The 15335-nt window shown below is 61.6% G+C and carries 22 protein-coding genes; 3 read left to right on the forward strand and 19 right to left on the reverse strand.

Translation table 11 applies throughout. The annotated features are described in order from the left end of the window. Positions 1–347: 347 nt before the first annotated feature. From rpsK to rsmI, 19 genes are all read right to left on the reverse strand, one after another. Complete coding sequence (gene rpsK / locus HY019_RS09995) at positions 348–752, reverse strand: 30S ribosomal protein S11 (RefSeq protein WP_035036296.1); 405 nt, start codon at positions 750–752, stop codon at positions 348–350. 35 nt (positions 753–787) lie between these two features. Beyond that, complete coding sequence (gene rpsM / locus HY019_RS10000; RefSeq protein ID WP_290691488.1) at positions 788–1150, reverse strand: 30S ribosomal protein S13; 363 nt, start codon at positions 1148–1150, stop codon at positions 788–790. Between the two features lie 41 nt (positions 1151–1191). Further along, positions 1192–1305 (reverse strand): 50S ribosomal protein L36, encoded by a 114-nt coding sequence (rpmJ, locus tag HY019_RS10005; RefSeq protein WP_035036301.1) that lies wholly within the window; start codon positions 1303–1305, stop codon positions 1192–1194. 320 nt (positions 1306–1625) lie between these two features. Beyond that, positions 1626–2936 carry a preprotein translocase subunit SecY gene (gene secY / locus HY019_RS10010; protein WP_290691502.1) on the reverse strand — a complete coding sequence of 437 codons (1311 nt, stop codon included), beginning with the start codon at positions 2934–2936 and terminating at the stop codon, positions 1626–1628. A 45-nt stretch (positions 2937–2981) separates the two neighbouring features. Continuing rightward, positions 2982–3416, reverse strand: a complete 435-nt coding sequence (rplO, locus tag HY019_RS10015) for a 50S ribosomal protein L15 (protein ID WP_290691506.1) — start codon at positions 3414–3416, stop codon at positions 2982–2984. A 24-nt stretch (positions 3417–3440) separates the two neighbouring features. Further along, the gene (gene rpmD / locus HY019_RS10020; RefSeq protein ID WP_290644376.1) at positions 3441–3623 is read right to left on the reverse strand and encodes a 50S ribosomal protein L30; all 183 of its coding nucleotides are present in this window, start codon (positions 3621–3623) and stop codon (positions 3441–3443) included. 16 nt (positions 3624–3639) lie between these two features. Next, a complete protein-coding gene (rpsE, locus tag HY019_RS10025; protein WP_290644374.1) occupies positions 3640–4158 on the reverse strand; it encodes a 30S ribosomal protein S5 in 519 nt (172 codons plus the stop codon). A 20-nt stretch (positions 4159–4178) separates the two neighbouring features. Beyond that, on the reverse strand, positions 4179–4541 hold the full coding sequence (gene rplR, locus HY019_RS10030) for a 50S ribosomal protein L18 (protein ID WP_290691509.1): 363 nt from the start codon (positions 4539–4541) through the stop codon (positions 4179–4181). Positions 4542–4555: 14 nt separating this feature from the next. Next, complete coding sequence (gene rplF, locus HY019_RS10035; RefSeq protein WP_290691512.1) at positions 4556–5089, reverse strand: 50S ribosomal protein L6; 534 nt, start codon at positions 5087–5089, stop codon at positions 4556–4558. 16 nt (positions 5090–5105) lie between these two features. Next, complete coding sequence (rpsH, locus tag HY019_RS10040; RefSeq protein ID WP_290691516.1) at positions 5106–5501, reverse strand: 30S ribosomal protein S8; 396 nt, start codon at positions 5499–5501, stop codon at positions 5106–5108. Positions 5502–5531: 30 nt separating this feature from the next. Beyond that, positions 5532–5837, reverse strand: coding sequence for a 30S ribosomal protein S14 (gene rpsN / locus HY019_RS10045; RefSeq protein ID WP_290691519.1), 306 nt, complete (start codon positions 5835–5837; stop codon positions 5532–5534). 8 nt (positions 5838–5845) lie between these two features. Beyond that, complete coding sequence (gene rplE, locus HY019_RS10050; protein WP_035036321.1) at positions 5846–6397, reverse strand: 50S ribosomal protein L5; 552 nt, start codon at positions 6395–6397, stop codon at positions 5846–5848. A gap of 8 nt (positions 6398–6405) precedes the next feature. After that, positions 6406–6723 (reverse strand): 50S ribosomal protein L24, encoded by a 318-nt coding sequence (rplX, locus tag HY019_RS10055; RefSeq protein ID WP_290691530.1) that lies wholly within the window; start codon positions 6721–6723, stop codon positions 6406–6408. Positions 6724–6760: 37 nt separating this feature from the next. Then, the gene (gene rplN / locus HY019_RS10060) at positions 6761–7129 is read right to left on the reverse strand and encodes a 50S ribosomal protein L14 (protein WP_035036327.1); all 369 of its coding nucleotides are present in this window, start codon (positions 7127–7129) and stop codon (positions 6761–6763) included. 352 nt (positions 7130–7481) lie between these two features. Continuing rightward, entirely contained in the window at positions 7482–8942 is a 1461-nt protein-coding gene (gene tldD, locus HY019_RS10065; RefSeq protein ID WP_290691533.1) for a metalloprotease TldD, read from the reverse strand. A gap of 70 nt (positions 8943–9012) precedes the next feature. Beyond that, positions 9013–9954 (reverse strand): lipase secretion chaperone, encoded by a 942-nt coding sequence (locus HY019_RS10070; protein WP_290691544.1) that lies wholly within the window; start codon positions 9952–9954, stop codon positions 9013–9015. Positions 9955–10134: 180 nt separating this feature from the next. Next, positions 10135–11082: a triacylglycerol lipase gene (locus tag HY019_RS10075; protein WP_290691547.1), complete on the reverse strand. Its 948-nt coding sequence runs from the start codon at positions 11080–11082 to the stop codon at positions 10135–10137. 289 nt (positions 11083–11371) lie between these two features. Beyond that, positions 11372–12337 (reverse strand): triacylglycerol lipase, encoded by a 966-nt coding sequence (locus HY019_RS10080; protein WP_290691550.1) that lies wholly within the window; start codon positions 12335–12337, stop codon positions 11372–11374. Between the two features lie 147 nt (positions 12338–12484). Next, on the reverse strand, positions 12485–13447 hold the full coding sequence (gene rsmI, locus HY019_RS10085) for a 16S rRNA (cytidine(1402)-2'-O)-methyltransferase (protein ID WP_363302666.1): 963 nt from the start codon (positions 13445–13447) through the stop codon (positions 12485–12487). Here rsmI and HY019_RS10090 point away from each other — a divergent pair. The 3 genes from HY019_RS10090 to HY019_RS10100 are packed head-to-tail and all read left to right on the forward strand — an operon-like array spanning position 13395 to position 15025. Further along, positions 13395–13775 carry a YraN family protein gene (locus HY019_RS10090; protein ID WP_290691562.1) on the forward strand — a complete coding sequence of 127 codons (381 nt, stop codon included), beginning with the start codon at positions 13395–13397 and terminating at the stop codon, positions 13773–13775. The two genes, rsmI and HY019_RS10090, sit on opposite strands and share 53 nt — an antisense overlap. Before the next feature lie 36 nt (positions 13776–13811). Beyond that, a complete protein-coding gene (locus HY019_RS10095) occupies positions 13812–14390 on the forward strand; it encodes an SIS domain-containing protein (RefSeq protein WP_290691552.1) in 579 nt (192 codons plus the stop codon). Positions 14391–14404: 14 nt separating this feature from the next. Continuing rightward, positions 14405–15025, forward strand: a complete 621-nt coding sequence (locus tag HY019_RS10100; protein WP_290691555.1) for a BON domain-containing protein — start codon at positions 14405–14407, stop codon at positions 15023–15025. Positions 15026–15335 lie beyond the last annotated feature (310 nt).

The raw sequence follows: 15335 nt of genomic DNA on the forward strand, positions 1-15335 counted from the left end.
CTTGGGTCCGAGGTAACGTGCCACTTTTCGTGTCCTTGTAATCAATCTGACGCCAGTACCGTGCATAACGGTTGACCGACGCGAGTCTGGCGAAACACAATCGCGCAGACGGTGGGCTTCAAATCAAGGCGGCGGGCCAGCATGCAGGGTATGACACAAAGTCAAACGCCCACAGGCACCCACCACCGCAGAGAACTTGCGATTATAGCAAGCTGCACGTGCGCCTGTACACCACTGCAATGCAGTTTTGTCAAGATAGCGCAACGAACAAACCCCGCACACCTTGCTGCCAAGGTAAGCGAGGTCGTGACCTGACCAGGCAAGCCCGGCCAGTCAGCATCAACGCATCAGATGCGGCGACGCTTTTGAGGACGGCAACCGTTGTGAGGAACGGGCGTCACGTCGGAGATCGAATTGATGCGGATGCCCAGCGAAGCCAGAGCGCGCACCGACGACTCACGACCAGGACCGGGGCCCTTGATCTCGACGTCCAGGTTCTTGATGCCTTGTTCTTGAGCAGCGCGACCAGCCACTTCAGCAGCCACCTGGGCAGCGAAGGGAGTGGACTTACGCGAGCCCTTGAAGCCTTGACCACCCGACGATGCCCAGGACAGGGCATTGCCCTGACGGTCAGTGATGGTGATGATGGTGTTGTTGAACGAGGCGTGCACGTGGGCGATGCCGTCCGCAATGTTCTTGCGGACCTTCTTGCTCACACGACGGGCAGCGCTGTTCGCAGGTGCTTTTGCCATGATTACTTTCTCTTGAACTCAGCGATTAGCCCAGATCACTTCTTGCCAGCGATCGCCTTGCGCGGACCCTTGCGAGTACGTGCATTTGTGCGAGTGCGTTGGCCGCGCATGGGCAGGCCGCGACGATGACGGAAGCCGCGGTAGCAACCCAAGTCCATCAGTCGCTTGATATTCATCGAGAGCTCGCGGCGCAGGTCACCCTCAATGGTGAGCCTGCCCACTTCTTCACGAATCTTTTCCAGGTCGCCGTCAGTCAATTCCTTGATCTTCTTGTCGAAGGGAATGCCTGCAGCCGTGCAGATTTTCTGCGCGGTTGTGCGACCAATGCCGTAGATCGAAGTCAGACCGATTTCGGTATGCTTGTGCGGCGGAATGTTGATGCCAGCAATACGTGCCATAACTGTCCTCTGAACGCGTGTGTCGTCGCCAGGTCAGGCGATCAGCCTTGACGCTGCTTGTGACGGGGGTCGGTGCAGATCACGCGAACCACGCCCTTGCGGCGGATGATTTTGCAATTACGGCACATCTTCTTGACGGATGCCGAGACTTTCATGGTCTTCTCCTGAACCGTTGATTCAACAACGGAAATTCGCCCACGTTTCCGGGGTCACCAAAACTTCAAGCTCACTTCGCCCGGAACACGATGCGAGCACGACTCAAACCATACCGGGCGAGTTTCAATGCCACTTTGTCATCAAGGCAGGGTGCGCATTGTAGCGCAGACGCTCCGCCAAAGATGTGACCTGAACCACATACCCTTTTCAAGCTTCACACGAAAATCCGTCACGAGGAAACCACTTGGGATCTCAACCCGGGACCGAACGACTGACACGTTCGTGATTTTCATGCCGTGTGCCGTTCCGCCGGCCCACTTCAGCTTGCTTTGAAATTCGCCTTCTTCAGCAGAGAGTCATACTGCTGAGACATGACGTAGGACTGCACTTGTGCCCAGAAATCCATCGTGACGACCACGATGATGAGCAGCGAAGTCCCACCAAAATAGAACGGAACGTTGTACTTGAGCACGAGGAACTCGGGCAGCAGGCACACGGCCGTGATGTAAACAGCACCTGCCAGGGTCAGACGGGCGAGGATCTTGTCGATGTAACGCGCAGTCTGGTCACCGGGGCGGATACCAGGAATGAAAGCACCGCTCTTCTTCAGGTTGTCTGCTGTCTCACGGCTGTTGAACACCAGCGCCGTGTAGAAGAAGCAGAAGAAGATGATGGCAACAGAATACAGAATCACGTAGATCGGTTGACCGGGGGACAACATGCTGGCCATGTCCTTGAGCCAGCGCATGCTGTCACCTGTGGCAAACCAGCCCACAGCCGTCGTCGGCAACAGGATGATCGACGACGCGAAGATCGGGGGGATCACACCAGCCATGTTGATCTTCAGGGGCAGGTGCGACGATTGACCACCGTACACACGGTTGCCAACCTGGCGCTTGGCGTAGTTGACCAGGATCTTGCGCTGGCCACGTTCGACAAACACCACGAAGTAGGTCACCAGAACCACCAGCGCCACGATGAAGATGGCTGCAGGGATGCTCATGGCACCGGTGCGGATCAACTCGAACAGACCACCCATTGCATTGGGCAGACCTGCAGCGATACCGCCGAAAATCAGGATCGAAATACCGTTACCCAGACCGCGCTCGGTGATCTGCTCACCCAGCCACATCAGGAACATCGTGCCGGCCGTCAGGCTGATCACGGTGGTCATGCGGAAACCAAAACCGGGGTTGATCACCAAGCCGGCCGTGCCTTCCAGGGCAACAGCGATACCAAAGGACTGGAACAAAGCCAGGCCCACGGTAGCGTAACGTGTGTACTGCGTCGTCTTGCGACGACCTGCCTCGCCCTCTTTCTTGAGCTGCTCAAGCTGAGGGATCACGTAGCCCATCATCTGCATGATGATGGACGACGAGATGTAAGGCATGATGCCCAGCGCGAACACGGTGAAGCGCGACAATGCGCCGCCCGAGAACATGTTGAACAGACTCAGGATGCCGCCTTGCTGCCCCTTGAACAACTGCTGCAGCTGTGACGGGTCGATACCGGGCACAGGCACGTGAGCGCCGATGCGGTAGACGACCAGCGCCAGCAGCAGGAAAGTCAGACGCCGTTGCAGGTCGCCGAACTTGCCGCTTTGAGCCAGTTGAGTGGGGGAAGTTGCCACGCTTGAGTCCGTTCCAGGTTCTGACGTTCTTACCGAGCCTTGGGCTTATTCAGCCAGCGAGCCACCAGCGGCTTCGATCACAGCCTTGGCACCAGCGGTTGCGCCGATACCCTTGAGCGTGACCTTTGCAGTCAGTTCACCCGACTTGATGACCTTGACGACCTTGGCGATCTGAGGGATCAGACCGGCGGCCTTCAGGGACAGCACGTCGACTTCAGCAGCGCCCAGTGCTTGCAGTTCGCTCAGGGTGATCTCAGCGTTGTACTTCAGCAGGTGCGACTTGAAACCGCGCTTGGGCAGACGGCGTTGCAGAGGCATTTGACCGCCTTCGAAACCGACCTTGTGGTAGCCGCCCGAACGCGACTTCTGCCCCTTGTGACCGCGACCAGCGGTCTTGCCCAGACCGGAGCCGATGCCACGGCCGACACGGCGCTTGGCATGCTTGGCGCCTTCGGAAGGCTTGATGGTATTGAGTTGCATGGTATTCCCCAAAGCTGCGGTGGTTTAGACCACCACGACCATGTAGCGGACCTTGTTGATCATGCCGCGCACAGCAGGCGTGTCTTCCAGGACGCGGGTGCCGTTCATGCGGCGCAGGCCCAGACCGGCCACAGTGGCACGGTGGTCGGCACGGGTGCCGATGGGGCTGCGAACCAGCTTGACGGTGACAGTTTTCTTTTCGCTCATGTCAGCTCTCCGACGATCAGTTGAAGATTTCTTCAACAGTCAGACCGCGCTTGGCAGCGATTTCGGCCGGGGTCGTTGCCTTGTTCAAGGCATCGAACGTGGCGCGAACCATGTTGTAAGGGTTGCTCGAACCGAGGCTCTTGGCCACGATGTCGGTGATGCCCATCACTTCAAACACAGCGCGCATCGGGCCGCCAGCGATGATGCCGGTACCAGCGGGAGCCGGGGCCAGCAGCACCTTGGCTGCACCGTGTTCGCCACGGATGTTGTGGTGCACGGAACCGTTCTTCAGCGAGACCTTCACCATGTTGCGGCGAGCCTGGTCCATGGCCTTTTGAACAGCCAGCGGCACTTCACGCGCCTTGCCCTTGCCCATGCCAACGCGGCCATCGCCATCGCCAACAACGGTCAGAGCTGCGAAGCCCATGATCCGGCCGCCCTTGACCACTTTGGTCACGCGGTTCACCTGGATCATCTTCTCGCGCAGACCGTCGTCACGACCTTCGTCTGCTACCTTGGGTTGAAACTTAGCCATTTGAAATTCCTTCCGGTGGCTTAGAACTGAAGACCGGCTTCACGCGCGGCATCAGCCAAGGCCTTGATACGACCGTGGTACTGGAAACCAGCGCGGTCGAAAGCGACCTTCTCGACGCCAGCAGCCTTGGCCTTCTCGGCGATACGCTTGCCAACCAACGTGGCAGCAGCCACGTTGCTGCCAGCTGTTGTCAGCTGGTCGCGCACTTCCTTTTCGGCTGTCGAGGCTGTTGCCAGGACCTTGGTGCCGTCGCCAGAAATGACGCTGGCGTAGATGTGCAGGTTTGTACGGTTGACGGTCAAACGCACGGCGCCTTGGAGGGCGATACGTGCACGCGTTTGACGTGCGCGACGCAGGCGCTGTTCCTTCTTGCTTGTTGCCATGATGAATCAGCTCCTTACTTCTTCTTGGTCTCTTTCAAGACCACGCGCTCGTCGACGTAGCGGATGCCCTTGCCCTTGTAAGGCTCAGGCGGACGGAAGGCGCGCACTTCAGCGGCGATCTGACCGACCACTTGACGATCCATACCCTTGATCAGGATTTCGGTCTGAGACGGGGTCTCAACCTTGATGCCAACAGGCATGTCCTTGATGACGGGGTGAGAGAAACCGATTTGCAGGTTCAGCTTCTGGCCTTGGGCCTGAGCACGGAAACCCACACCAACCAGGGTCAGCTTCTTCTCGAAACCCTTGCTCACACCATTGACGGTGTTGTTGAGCAGGGCGCGGAAGGTGCCGGACATGGCATTGGCTTCAGCGGAGTCATTCACCGGGGCGACCTTCAGCGTAGCGCCTTCTTGCGCCACGGTGACCAGGCCGTTAGCCGGCAGACTCAGGGTGCCCAAGCTGCCCTTGACGGTCACAGCTTCGGCAGAGATCTTCACGTCCACACCTTGAGGGACGGCGATCGGCATTTTTCCAACGCGGGACATTGCGATTGCTCCTCAATTAGGCGACGTAGCAGAGCACTTCGCCGCCGATACCGGCAGCGCGGGCCTTGCGATCGGTCATCACACCCTTGGGGGTTGTCACGATGGCAACGCCCAGGCCATTTTGGACCTGAGGGATGTCGTGACGGCCCTTGTAGATGCGCAGACCAGGACGAGACACACGCTCGATGCGCTCGATAACCGGGCGACCTGCGTAGTACTTCAGCGAAATTTCCAGCGTGGGCTTTGCAGCCTCACCGGTGACGGCGAAACCGTCAATGTAGCCTTCGTCCTTCAGGACCTGGGCAATCGCGACTTTCAGCTTGGACGACGGCAGTGCAACGTTGGTCTTGTTGACCATTTGGGCGTTGCGAATGCGTGTCAGCATGTCGGCGATGGGATCACTCATGCTCATGGGATAACTCCTGTTCGTGCCCTGCTGGGATTACCAGCTCGCCTTGGTGACACCGGGGATGTCGCCAGCGAACGCCAATTCACGGATCTTGCTACGGCCAAGACCAAACTGACGGAATGTGCCACGTGGGCGACCGGTCAGACTGCAGCGTGCGCGCAGACGGGTCGGGTTGGCGTTACGGGGCAGCTTTTGCAGTTCAAGACGAGCGGCATAACGCTCTTCGTCGGACTTCTTGCTGTCGTTGATGACAGCCTTCAGTTCAGCGACCTTCTTGGCGTACTTGGCAACCAGCTTTTCGCGTTTTTCTTCGCGTTGCTTCAGGGATACTTTTGCCACGATGTACCTCAGTTCTTGAACGGGAACTTGAAAGCAGCCAGGAGAGCCTTGGCTTCTTCGTCAGTCTTGGCCGTCGTCGTGATGCTGATGTTCAGACCACGGATGGCGTCGATCTTGTCGTACTCGATTTCCGGGAAGATGATCTGTTCCTTGACGCCGACGTTGTAGTTGCCGCGACCATCAAAAGAACGACCAGAGATACCGCGGAAGTCACGAACGCGGGGCAGCGAGATCGTCACAAAGCGGTCCAGGAATTCGAACATCGTGACACCGCGCAGGGTGACCATCGTGCCGATCGGCATGTTTTCGCGGATCTTGAAACCGGCGATAGCCTTCTTGGACATGGTGATCACGGGCTTTTGGCCAGCGATCTTGGTCAGGTCGCTCACGGCGTGTTCCATGACTTTCTTGTCCGACACGGCTTCCGAGACACCCATGTTCAGGGTGATCTTGGTCAGACGCGGCACTTCCATGATCGACTTGTAGCCGAACTGTTTCATCAGTTCAGGCACGATCTTTTCGCGGTAGATCTGCTGCAGGCGAGCTTGTTGTTGAGCCATTTGGGACCTCAAGCCTTGATTTCTTCGCCGCTGGACTTGAAGACGCGCACTTTTTTGCCGTCAGCCAGGAGCTTGATACCGACGCGGTCAGCCTTGCCAGAGGCAGGGTTGAAAATCGCCACGTTGGACTGGTGGATGGGCATGGTCTTGTCAACGATGCCACCGGTGGTGCCCTTCATGGGGTTGGGCTTGACGTGCTTCTTGGCAACGTTCACGCCATCAACCAGCAGATGGGAATCATCCACGCGAGCGGCGATGGTGCCACGCTTGCCTTTGTCGCGACCGGTCAGAACGATGACCTGATCGCCTGATTTGAGTTTGTTCATGAGCTGTCCTTTTGCTGCTGAGCGGTATGCCGAGGGCTTACAGAACCTCGGGAGCCAGCGAAACGATCTTCATGAAGCGCTCGTTACGCAGTTCACGCGTAACTGGGCCGAAGATACGTGTGCCGATAGGCTCGAGCTTGGCGTTCAGCAGCACAGCGGCATTGCCGTCGAACTTCACCAGGGAACCGTCTTGACGACGAACGCCCTTGGCGGTGCGCACCACCACAGCACTGTAAACCTCGCCCTTCTTGACGCGGCCACGTGGTGCAGCTTCTTTGATGCTCACCTTGATGATGTCGCCGATACCGGCGTAACGACGCTTAGAGCCACCGAGCACCTTGATGCACATGACGCTCTTAGCACCAGTGTTGTCAGCGACGTCAAGTCGCGATTGCATTTGGATCATGGTTACCCCAACTTGGCCCGATCGGCTGCGCAAACAACTGCACAACAACGAACGGTCAGTCTTGGGCCCGTAGAACGGGCGGATCTGAAAAAAGCAGCCGACTTTGTGAGTCCCTGCCGCAGCGCTTTGATCACATGCAATTTGAGTCTTGCCAGCAATCTCTGCGAGGGCCCCAGGCATCTTGCACTTGCGTGCCGGAGCCGGGTTTTGGGCCAAAGTCCGCTGCTTGATCAGCGAAGCCTTGAATTATGCACGAGTTTTGATGCTTGGGTCAAGCACTGCATGCAAATAATTGAACAAGGGGCAGAAAAGAAAGAAGAAGAGAAAGAGGACGGGCGCACGAATGGCGGGCTCAGGCCGTGCCGCCGACCGTCAGGCCGTCGATGCGCAGGGTCGGCTGGCCGACGCCCACGGGCACGCTCTGGCCTTCCTTGCCGCAGGTGCCCACACCGGAGTCCAGCGCCAGGTCGTTGCCGATCATGCTGACGCGGGTCATGGCCTCGGGGCCGTTGCCGATCAGGGTGGCACCCTTGACGGGGTACTGGATCTTGCCGTTTTCGACCCAGTAGGCCTCGCTGGCAGAGAAAACGAACTTGCCGGAGGTGATGTCCACCTGACCACCACCGAAATTCACGGCGTACAGACCACGGTCGATGGAGGCCACGATTTCGTGGGGATCCTTGTCGCCAGCCAGCATGTAGGTGTTGGTCATGCGGGGCATGGGGACATGGGCGTAGCTTTCGCGACGGCCGTTGCCGGTTTGACCCGTTTTCATCAGGCGCGCGTTGGTGGCATCCTGGATGTAACCCTTGAGGATGCCGTCCTCGATCAGCACAGTGCGCTGGGTGGCATGCCCCTCGTCGTCGATGTTGAGCGAGCCGCGACGATCAGGGATGGTGCCATCGTCCAGCACGGTGACGCCCTTGGCAGCCACGCGCTGCCCGACCCGGCCCGAGAAAACGCTGGAGCCCTTGCGGTTGAAGTCGCCTTCCAGGCCATGGCCGACGGCCTCGTGCAGCAGGATGCCGGGCCAGCCATTGCCCAGGACCACGGTCATTTCACCGGCCGGTGCGGGGCGGGCTTCCAGGTTGATCAGGGCGGCGTGCACGGCCTGGTCCACGTATTGATCGGTCACGGCGGGCGTGAAGTAAGACAGGTCGTAGCGCCCGCCACCACCGGAGGAGCCAACTTCGCGACGGCCGCTTTGCTCGGCGATCACGGTGAGCGACAGGCGGATCAGGGGGCGCACGTCGGCAGCCAGGGTGCCATCGGCACGGGCAATCAGCACGACGTCGTATTCACAGCCCAGGCCGGCCATGACCTGCACGACGCGTGGGTCCTTGGCGCGGGCACGGCGTTCAACGTCTTCCAGCAGGGCGACTTTGGCGGCGCTGTCCATCGAGGCGATGGGGTCGAAGGAGGCGTAGAGGCTGCGGGAGGCCGCCACACGGTGCTCGCCGATCTTGACGCGGCGGCTCTGGCCGGCGGCCGCGATGGTGCGCACGGTGCGCGCGGCGTCCAGCAAGGCGGCTTCGGAGATGTCGTCGGAGTAGGCAAAAGCGGTTTTCTCGCCCGAGATGGCTCGCACGCCCACGCCCTGGTCGATGCCAAAGCTGCCCGATTTGACGATGCCCTCCTCCAGGCTCCAGCCTTCGCTGCGGGTGTACTGGAAGTAGAGGTCTGCGTCATCCACCCGGTGTTCGGTGATGACCTTGAGGGCCTTGAGCAGGGTGGATTCATCCAGACCGAATGGGGCAAGCAGCAGCTCGCGGGCGGTCTGGAGACGGGCGATGGTGGCGTCGACAGCAATCATGGAAGCCATTGTAGGCACGGCCCGCAAAGACCAGTGCCCCACAAGGACGATTCAAGGGGTATCTACCGTGTCAGAGATGCAGCAAGGCCTGGACGCGCGCTTGCTCGTCGGGCTTGAAGTTGCCGTTGATGTAGGCCTGCATGTCCTGTTTGCGTTGCGCGTCAGACAGGTTGGAGGCCCCCTTGAGGCGCTCCCATTCCGTGCGGGCCCCTGCCAGGCGGCGTTCCCAGTCGGCCCATTCTTCGTCAGCTTTGGCCAGGCGGTCGGCGGCGGCCTCACCGTAGCGGGCCACGCGCTCGGCGCGCACGGCGACAGGGTCCTTGCCGGGGGCCATCTGGGGCACGGGCTCGCCGGGGTCGGGTGGCGGCGGCAGGCCTGATTCGAGCTGGTCGTAGTACTGCTTGAAGTGCTGCTCGTCCTGCTCGAAGAAGGCTTTGGCCCAGTCGGCGCCCAGGATCTGGCGGCGCACGGCCTTTTGCTCCTCGAAGACGGCCATCCAGGTGCTGCGATCAGACTGGTCGAACTTGTTGCGCCAGGCATAGGTGCGCAGCTGCCAGTACTGGTCCCAGATGGCCATGATCTGGCTGGCCAGCGGCTCGCCGTGCGCCTTGCGGGCTTCGTCGGCCACGAGGGTCTTGATGTCGGTGATGCTGACCTCGCCCAGGCCCAGGATGTAGTACTCGAAGCGTTTGCGCAGGCCAGGGCAAGGGCTGAGCTTGGCGGCGGCCACGCACCAGTCACCCGAGGGTTCGGTGCCGGCAAAGGAGCCCTCCTTGAAGAGGCGGTTGCGCACTTGATCCGGGGTCATGGCCACAGCGGGGGCCGAGCCGGCGCCGGCGGGCGTTTCGCTGGTGGCGCCGATCATGTTCCATCCGGAAGCCCCTGGCGCGCCGCTGCCTGCCTGCCCATCGGCTGAGCCTCTGTGGGCCATCCAGGCCACGGTCACCCCCAGGACGATGACCAGCCCACCGACGGCCATCCATCCACGCATCTGCATCGCGCGCATCTTCATGTCTCTCCAACATCATGCGACAGCTGCACGGCAGCCACCGCTTCGTGAACCCATTGTCCCGGGTTCATGTTTCAGTCACACACAGGGCAATCGCCCAGTTTGGCAAAGAACAAAGGTCGATCCCCGTGAATGGAGGATCGACCTTGCCACGTGAGGGCGCTCAGCCCTGGTGCGCCTCGATCAGAGGAAGGCCCACTTCAGGCGGTTGGCGTGCTGGACGTAGAAGGCCACAGGGTCAGCGGCGCCAGAGCCGATGGTGCCCAGGACCTGGTTGATTTCGTCCAGGTGGTTCCAGGTGTAGTTGTCCTTGATGACCTTGCCCCAGTGGCTGGAACACTGCGACACCAGGCCGTCATTGGCTTCGCCCTTGAAGTAGTCGCCGGTGTAGGCCAGCAAGGCGTCAGACACGTCCCAGCCGTTGGTCTTGACCGAGGTGCCGGAGAACGAGTACCAGTTCATGCTGTTGCCCGCGACCTTGGCCGTGAGCGGGCCGCTGCCGCAGGTGGTGGTGGGCGCGCCGACCGGGAACTTGGCATTGAAGGCGACGGCACCGGGCGTGCTCAGGGCGTTCAACGCAGTCAGCAGGTCGGTCTGGCTGGTGGTCTTGTTGCCGGTCAACCAGGAGATCAACTTCAGGCCGGCTGTGGCCACGGAGTCGAAGGTACCGCCAGGTGTCGTGCCAGCCAGGATCTCGTCAGCGACCTTGGAGCCCAGGTGGGTGCCGGCCATGGTGCTGACCGAGGCGACCATGGTGGGCACGGTGCCGGCGGCGTAACGCACGGTCGGGCCGCCATGGCTGTGGCCGATCAGGTTGAATTTCTTGACGCCATCCTTGGCGGCCCACTGCTTCATCTGCTGGATCAACTCTTCACCACGGAACTCGGTGGTCTGCGAGGGGTTGACCGAGGCGATGTAGACGGTGGCGCCTTCATTGCGCAGGGCGCTGGGGATTTGATAGAAGTACTGGATGCCCAGCACGTTGTCAAAGCCGATGAAGCCGTGGACCAGCACGATGGGGTACTTGGTCCTGGCGGTGGTGCCGGCGTGTGCGGCAGGGGCGACGGCCATGGCCGCAGCGGTCATGGCCACGGCGGCGCAGATGGTCTTGATGGAAGATTTGAATTGCATGCTTGACTCCTTGGACTTGCCTGCTTGTGTACGGTGGATATTTATCGGTCAGCAGACGAGCGGAGTATTGATACGGGGGGCTTAACGCGACACAGGGCATACCCGATGGAACGGGGAAGTCCTCTCCCACGGTAGTTGTAGCCCCTCGTCACAAAGTTGTGGCGCCAGCCAAGAGGGTGTCGTCACAGGTAAAAAAGCCGGCATCCACGGTGGAGGCCGGCTTGAACAGGACGGTTGAAGGAGCGCGTCGCACGCGGTCAGCAAGCTGTTGCCGACGCGCGTTGCGGCATCACAGCCCCGACAGCTTCAGGCGGTTCGCGTGCTGCTTGTAGAAGGCCACGGGATCGGGTGCATCCTTGCCGACGATGCCCAGGACCTGGTTGACTTCGTCCAGGTGGTTCCAGGCGTAGTTGTCCTTGATGACCTTGCCCCAGTGGCTGGAACAACGCCCGACCAGGCCGTCGTTGGCTTCGCCCTTGAAGTAGTCGGCGGTGTAGGCCAGGATGGCATCGGAGATGTCCCAGCCATTGGTCTTGACCGAGGTGCCCGAGAACGAGTACCAGCGCATGCTGTTGCCGTTCACGCTGGCGACGTCAGGGCCATTGCCGCAGGTGGTGGTGGGTGCGCCCACAGGGAACTTGGCGTTGAAAGCTTGCGCGCCCGGCGTGCTCAAGGCGTTGAGCGCGGTCAGCAGATCGGCCTGCTTGTAGGTGGTGTTGCCTGTGAGCCAGCCGATGAGCTGCAGGCCGGCGGTGGCCACCTTGTCAAAAGTGCCATCGGGGGTGGTGTTGGCGAGGATGTCGTCGGCGACCTTGGAGCCGAAGTGGGTGGCGGCCATGGTGCTGACCGAGGCGACCATGGTGGGCACGGTGCCCGCAGCGTAACGCACGGTGGGGCCGCCATGGCTGTGGCCGATCAGGTTGAACTTCTTGACGCCGTCCTTGGCGGCCCACTGCTTCATCTGCTGAACCAGCTCTTCACCACGGAACTCGGTGGTCTGCGAGGGGTTCACGGAGGCGATGTAGACGGTGGCGCCGTCGTCGCGCAGGGCCTTGGGGATTTGATAGAAGTACTGGATGCCCAGCACGTTGTCAAAGCCGATGAAGCCGTGGACCAGCACGATGGGGTACTTGGTCTTGGAGGCCGGGCTGAGCAAGCTCGACAGGGACAGCTGGGCGTGCGCAGGTGCGGTGGCCACGGCTGCGGCCGTCAGGGCCACGGCAGCACAGATGCGGCGAAGGGAAGTCAACGTCATGGAAGCTCTCCTCAAAGTGAGGCCGCTCGTGGTGGCGGCTGAGCTTCATTCTTGGTCTGGCGTTAAATATTCACCCCAGGGTTAGTGCTGAAAACAAGGGTTGCCCTCACCCCGTGCTCACGGGGCTTTCGACCGATTACGCCAGACTCAGTCCGATTCCCCCACATCCTGGTCCGCGCTGCGATGCGCCAGGGCAACGTCATACAGCGCCTTGCGCGGCAAACCGGCCGCATCGGCCACCAGACCGGCGGCCTGTTTGACAGGGAGATGGCGCACGAGTTCGGCCAGGATGGCGTTCATGGCGGGCGACAGGGCCTGCGCATCAGCCGCCCCGGGTACGCCGTGCACGACCAGCACGAACTCGCCGCGCAGGCGGTTGGCGTCGGCCTTCAACCAGTCGGACATGGCGATGGTGTCCAGCGTGGTGATGCTCTCGAACTGCTTGGTCAGCTCACGGCAGACGGTGACACGGCCTTGCGGCAGCACCTCGGCGAGCTCCTGCGCCAGGGCCTCGATGCGGTGCGGGGCCTCGAACAGCACGACGCTGTGGTCCTGGCCCAGCACGTCGCGCAAGGCGCTGACCCGGGCGGCACCTTTGGAGGGCAAAAAGCCCAGGAAGCGGAAACCCTGGGCGTGCGCGTCACCGGCCACGCTCATGGCGGTGGTCACGCTGCTGGGCCCCGGCAAGGCCACCACGGTCAGGCCGGCGAGCTGCGCGGCGTGGACCAGGTGGGCCCCCGGGTCAGAGACCGCAGGCGTGCCGGCATCACTGACATAGGCCACACGCTGGCCGGCCTGCAAGAGCGCGAGCACGCCTTGCGCGCTGCCCACTTCGTTGTGCTGGTGCAGCGCGATCAGCTTCTTGTCCAGGCCCAGGTGGCGCAGGAGGTTGCCGGAGACACGGGTGTCTTCGCAGGCCACGACGTCGACCAGGCTGAGCACGTGCAGGGCGCGCAGGCTCATGTCGGCCAGATTGCCGATCGGGGTGGCGACCAGATAGAGCGCACCTTTGGGATACTGCTGGCTGCCGGCCACCTGGTGAGCCGCCTGGAGCAGCATATTGGCATCAAAGGTCACAACGAAGTCCCGGGGAGATGAGGGAGAAGACAAGGCACTGGTCTATTTGCAAGGCCAGGGCCTAACGCTGGTCGAGCGCAATTATCGGGTGGCGCGCGGCCCGAGTGCGCGCGGCGCCGAAGTGGACCTGATCATGCGCGACCGCGACGGCACCCTGGTGTTCGTGGAAGTGCGCGCGCGCAGTGGCTCGGATCATGGCGGGGCCGCGGCCACGGTCAGCCGAGGCAAGCAGCGCAAATGCATCATGGGCGCCCAGCACTACCTGATGAACCTGCGCGAATGGCCGCCCTGCCGCTTCGATGTGGTCGCCATTGACGGCGACGCTTTACATTGGATCCCTGCGGCCTTTGATGCGTCCTGAAACATGCAGGGCTTACCCTGACTTATGATCCGCGCCATGCCGGACTCCCACTTTCAGCAGACATCGCTTCAGCAACCCTTGCTGGAGACCGCCGACTGGCTCTACCAATCGTCAGACCGTTTGGCGCAGCAGCTCAATTACGCCGCGCAGGCCATCATGCACACCATCACCTCCGGTGGACGTGTGTTGTGTGCCGGCGAGGCCGAGGCCGCCTGGCTGGCGCAGCAAGCCGCGTCACTGCTGGTCAGTGGCTCGGGGCGCGAGCGCCCGCCCCTGGCGGCCCATGCGCTGATCCCGCCGCAAGGCGGCGCGCAAGCGACGCTGACGCAGCAGGTGCGTGCGCTGGGCCACCCCGGTGACGTGTGGCTGGCGTTTTCGATGGAGCGCGACGAGGCCGATCTGCGAACTGCCACCGAGGCCGCGCGCGACAACGACCTGACGCTGATCGCTTTCACGGGAGAGAGCGCCCGCACCCTGGGGCCTTTGATGCGCGACACCGATGTCTGGGTGCCGCTGCCCGGCACCCGCCCTGAAACCCTGTTTGCCACGGGCTGGCTGGCCTTGCATGGCCTGTGCACCGCCGTGGACACCCATTTGCTTGGAGAGGATGCCTGATGTTCCAACCGATCATGAAACGAAGCACTGTGCGCTGGATGGCCACGGCCGTTCTGGCGATGGCCAGCCTGTCAGCCTGTGCGCCGCTGGTGCTGGGTACGGCCGTGGGTGGCGCCTTCATGGCCACGGATCGCCGCACCTCGGGGATGCAGCTGGAAGACCAGACCATCGAGATCAAGGCGTCCAACCGCATCAAGGATGCGATCGGTGATCTGGGCCACGTCAATGTGAATGCCTACAACCGCTGGATCCTGTTGACCGGTGAGGTACCCACGGAGGCGGATAAAGCCGCGGCCGAGCGGGCAGCGCGCGGGGTGGAGAACATGTCCAATGTCTACAACGAGCTGACAGTGAGCCTCAACAGCTCGCTGGGGTCGCGCTCCAGCGATGTGCTGCTGGCGGGCAAGGTCAAGGCGACGCTGGTGGATGCGCGCGACATCATCTCCAACGCGTTCAGCGTGGTGGTGGAGCGCGGTGATGTGTTCATCATGGGGTTGGTGACGGAGCGTGAAGCGAATCGCGCGGCTGAACTGGTGGCCAGCGTGAAGGGTGTCAACCGGGTGGTCAAGGTCATGCAGATCATCAGTGAGGATGAACTGGCCCGCAAGCTGCCGCGACCGCCGCAGCAACAGTAAGCTGCAATAGCCAGGTGCTCGAGAGGCCGCAGGGATGCGGCCTTTTTTGTGGGCCGTTCAGAGGCTTCATGCGCGGGGTTGGGCGCTTTGGCGGTAGAACGCGAGGCGGGGGCTGAGCCGGCATCCGTCCAGGCTTCATGTTGGTGGCCCCGCACGGCGGGGCTGCCTTGCGATGCTCGCGACGAGGTGGGGCCCTCTAACTTGTATGTTTCGGGTGCTGGGGTGGAGAGACACCTTCTAACTATCAGCCGCACGAACGGACTGACGCAGTGAGAACTCTCCCACCCCACCTTGAGCGTCGATAAGGAAC

The sequence above is a fragment of the Aquabacterium sp. genome, assembly GCF_016195855.1.
Taxonomy (GTDB): Bacteria; Pseudomonadota; Gammaproteobacteria; order Burkholderiales; family Burkholderiaceae_C; genus Aquabacterium.

Coding starts and splice junctions, on each gene's coding strand:
- rpsK (WP_035036296.1), bottom strand. CDS start 752: ATGGCAAAAGCACCTGCGAACAGCGCTGCCCGTCGTGTGAGCAAGAAG.
- rpsM (WP_290691488.1), bottom strand. CDS start 1,150: ATGGCACGTATTGCTGGCATCAACATTCCGCCGCACAAGCATACCGAA.
- rpmJ (WP_035036301.1), bottom strand. CDS start 1,305: ATGAAAGTCTCGGCATCCGTCAAGAAGATGTGCCGTAATTGCAAAATC.
- rplO (WP_290691506.1), bottom strand. CDS start 3,416: ATGCAACTCAATACCATCAAGCCTTCCGAAGGCGCCAAGCATGCCAAG.
- rpmD (WP_290644376.1), bottom strand. CDS start 3,623: ATGAGCGAAAAGAAAACTGTCACCGTCAAGCTGGTTCGCAGCCCCATC.
- rpsE (WP_290644374.1), bottom strand. CDS start 4,158: ATGGCTAAGTTTCAACCCAAGGTAGCAGACGAAGGTCGTGACGACGGT.
- rplR (WP_290691509.1), bottom strand. CDS start 4,541: ATGGCAACAAGCAAGAAGGAACAGCGCCTGCGTCGCGCACGTCAAACG.
- rplF (WP_290691512.1), bottom strand. CDS start 5,089: ATGTCCCGCGTTGGAAAAATGCCGATCGCCGTCCCTCAAGGTGTGGAC.
- rpsH (WP_290691516.1), bottom strand. CDS start 5,501: ATGAGCATGAGTGATCCCATCGCCGACATGCTGACACGCATTCGCAAC.
- rplE (WP_035036321.1), bottom strand. CDS start 6,397: ATGGCTCAACAACAAGCTCGCCTGCAGCAGATCTACCGCGAAAAGATC.
- rplX (WP_290691530.1), bottom strand. CDS start 6,723: ATGAACAAACTCAAATCAGGCGATCAGGTCATCGTTCTGACCGGTCGC.
- rplN (WP_035036327.1), bottom strand. CDS start 7,129: ATGATCCAAATGCAATCGCGACTTGACGTCGCTGACAACACTGGTGCT.
- tldD (WP_290691533.1), bottom strand. CDS start 8,942: ATGATTGCTGTCGACGCCACCATCGCCCGTCTCCAGACCGCCCGCGAG.
- HY019_RS10070 (WP_290691544.1), bottom strand. CDS start 9,954: ATGAAGATGCGCGCGATGCAGATGCGTGGATGGATGGCCGTCGGTGGG.
- HY019_RS10075 (WP_290691547.1), bottom strand. CDS start 11,082: ATGCAATTCAAATCTTCCATCAAGACCATCTGCGCCGCCGTGGCCATG.
- HY019_RS10080 (WP_290691550.1), bottom strand. CDS start 12,337: ATGACGTTGACTTCCCTTCGCCGCATCTGTGCTGCCGTGGCCCTGACG.
- HY019_RS10095 (WP_290691552.1), top strand. CDS start 13,812: ATGCCGGACTCCCACTTTCAGCAGACATCGCTTCAGCAACCCTTGCTG.
- HY019_RS10100 (WP_290691555.1), top strand. CDS start 14,405: ATGAAACGAAGCACTGTGCGCTGGATGGCCACGGCCGTTCTGGCGATG.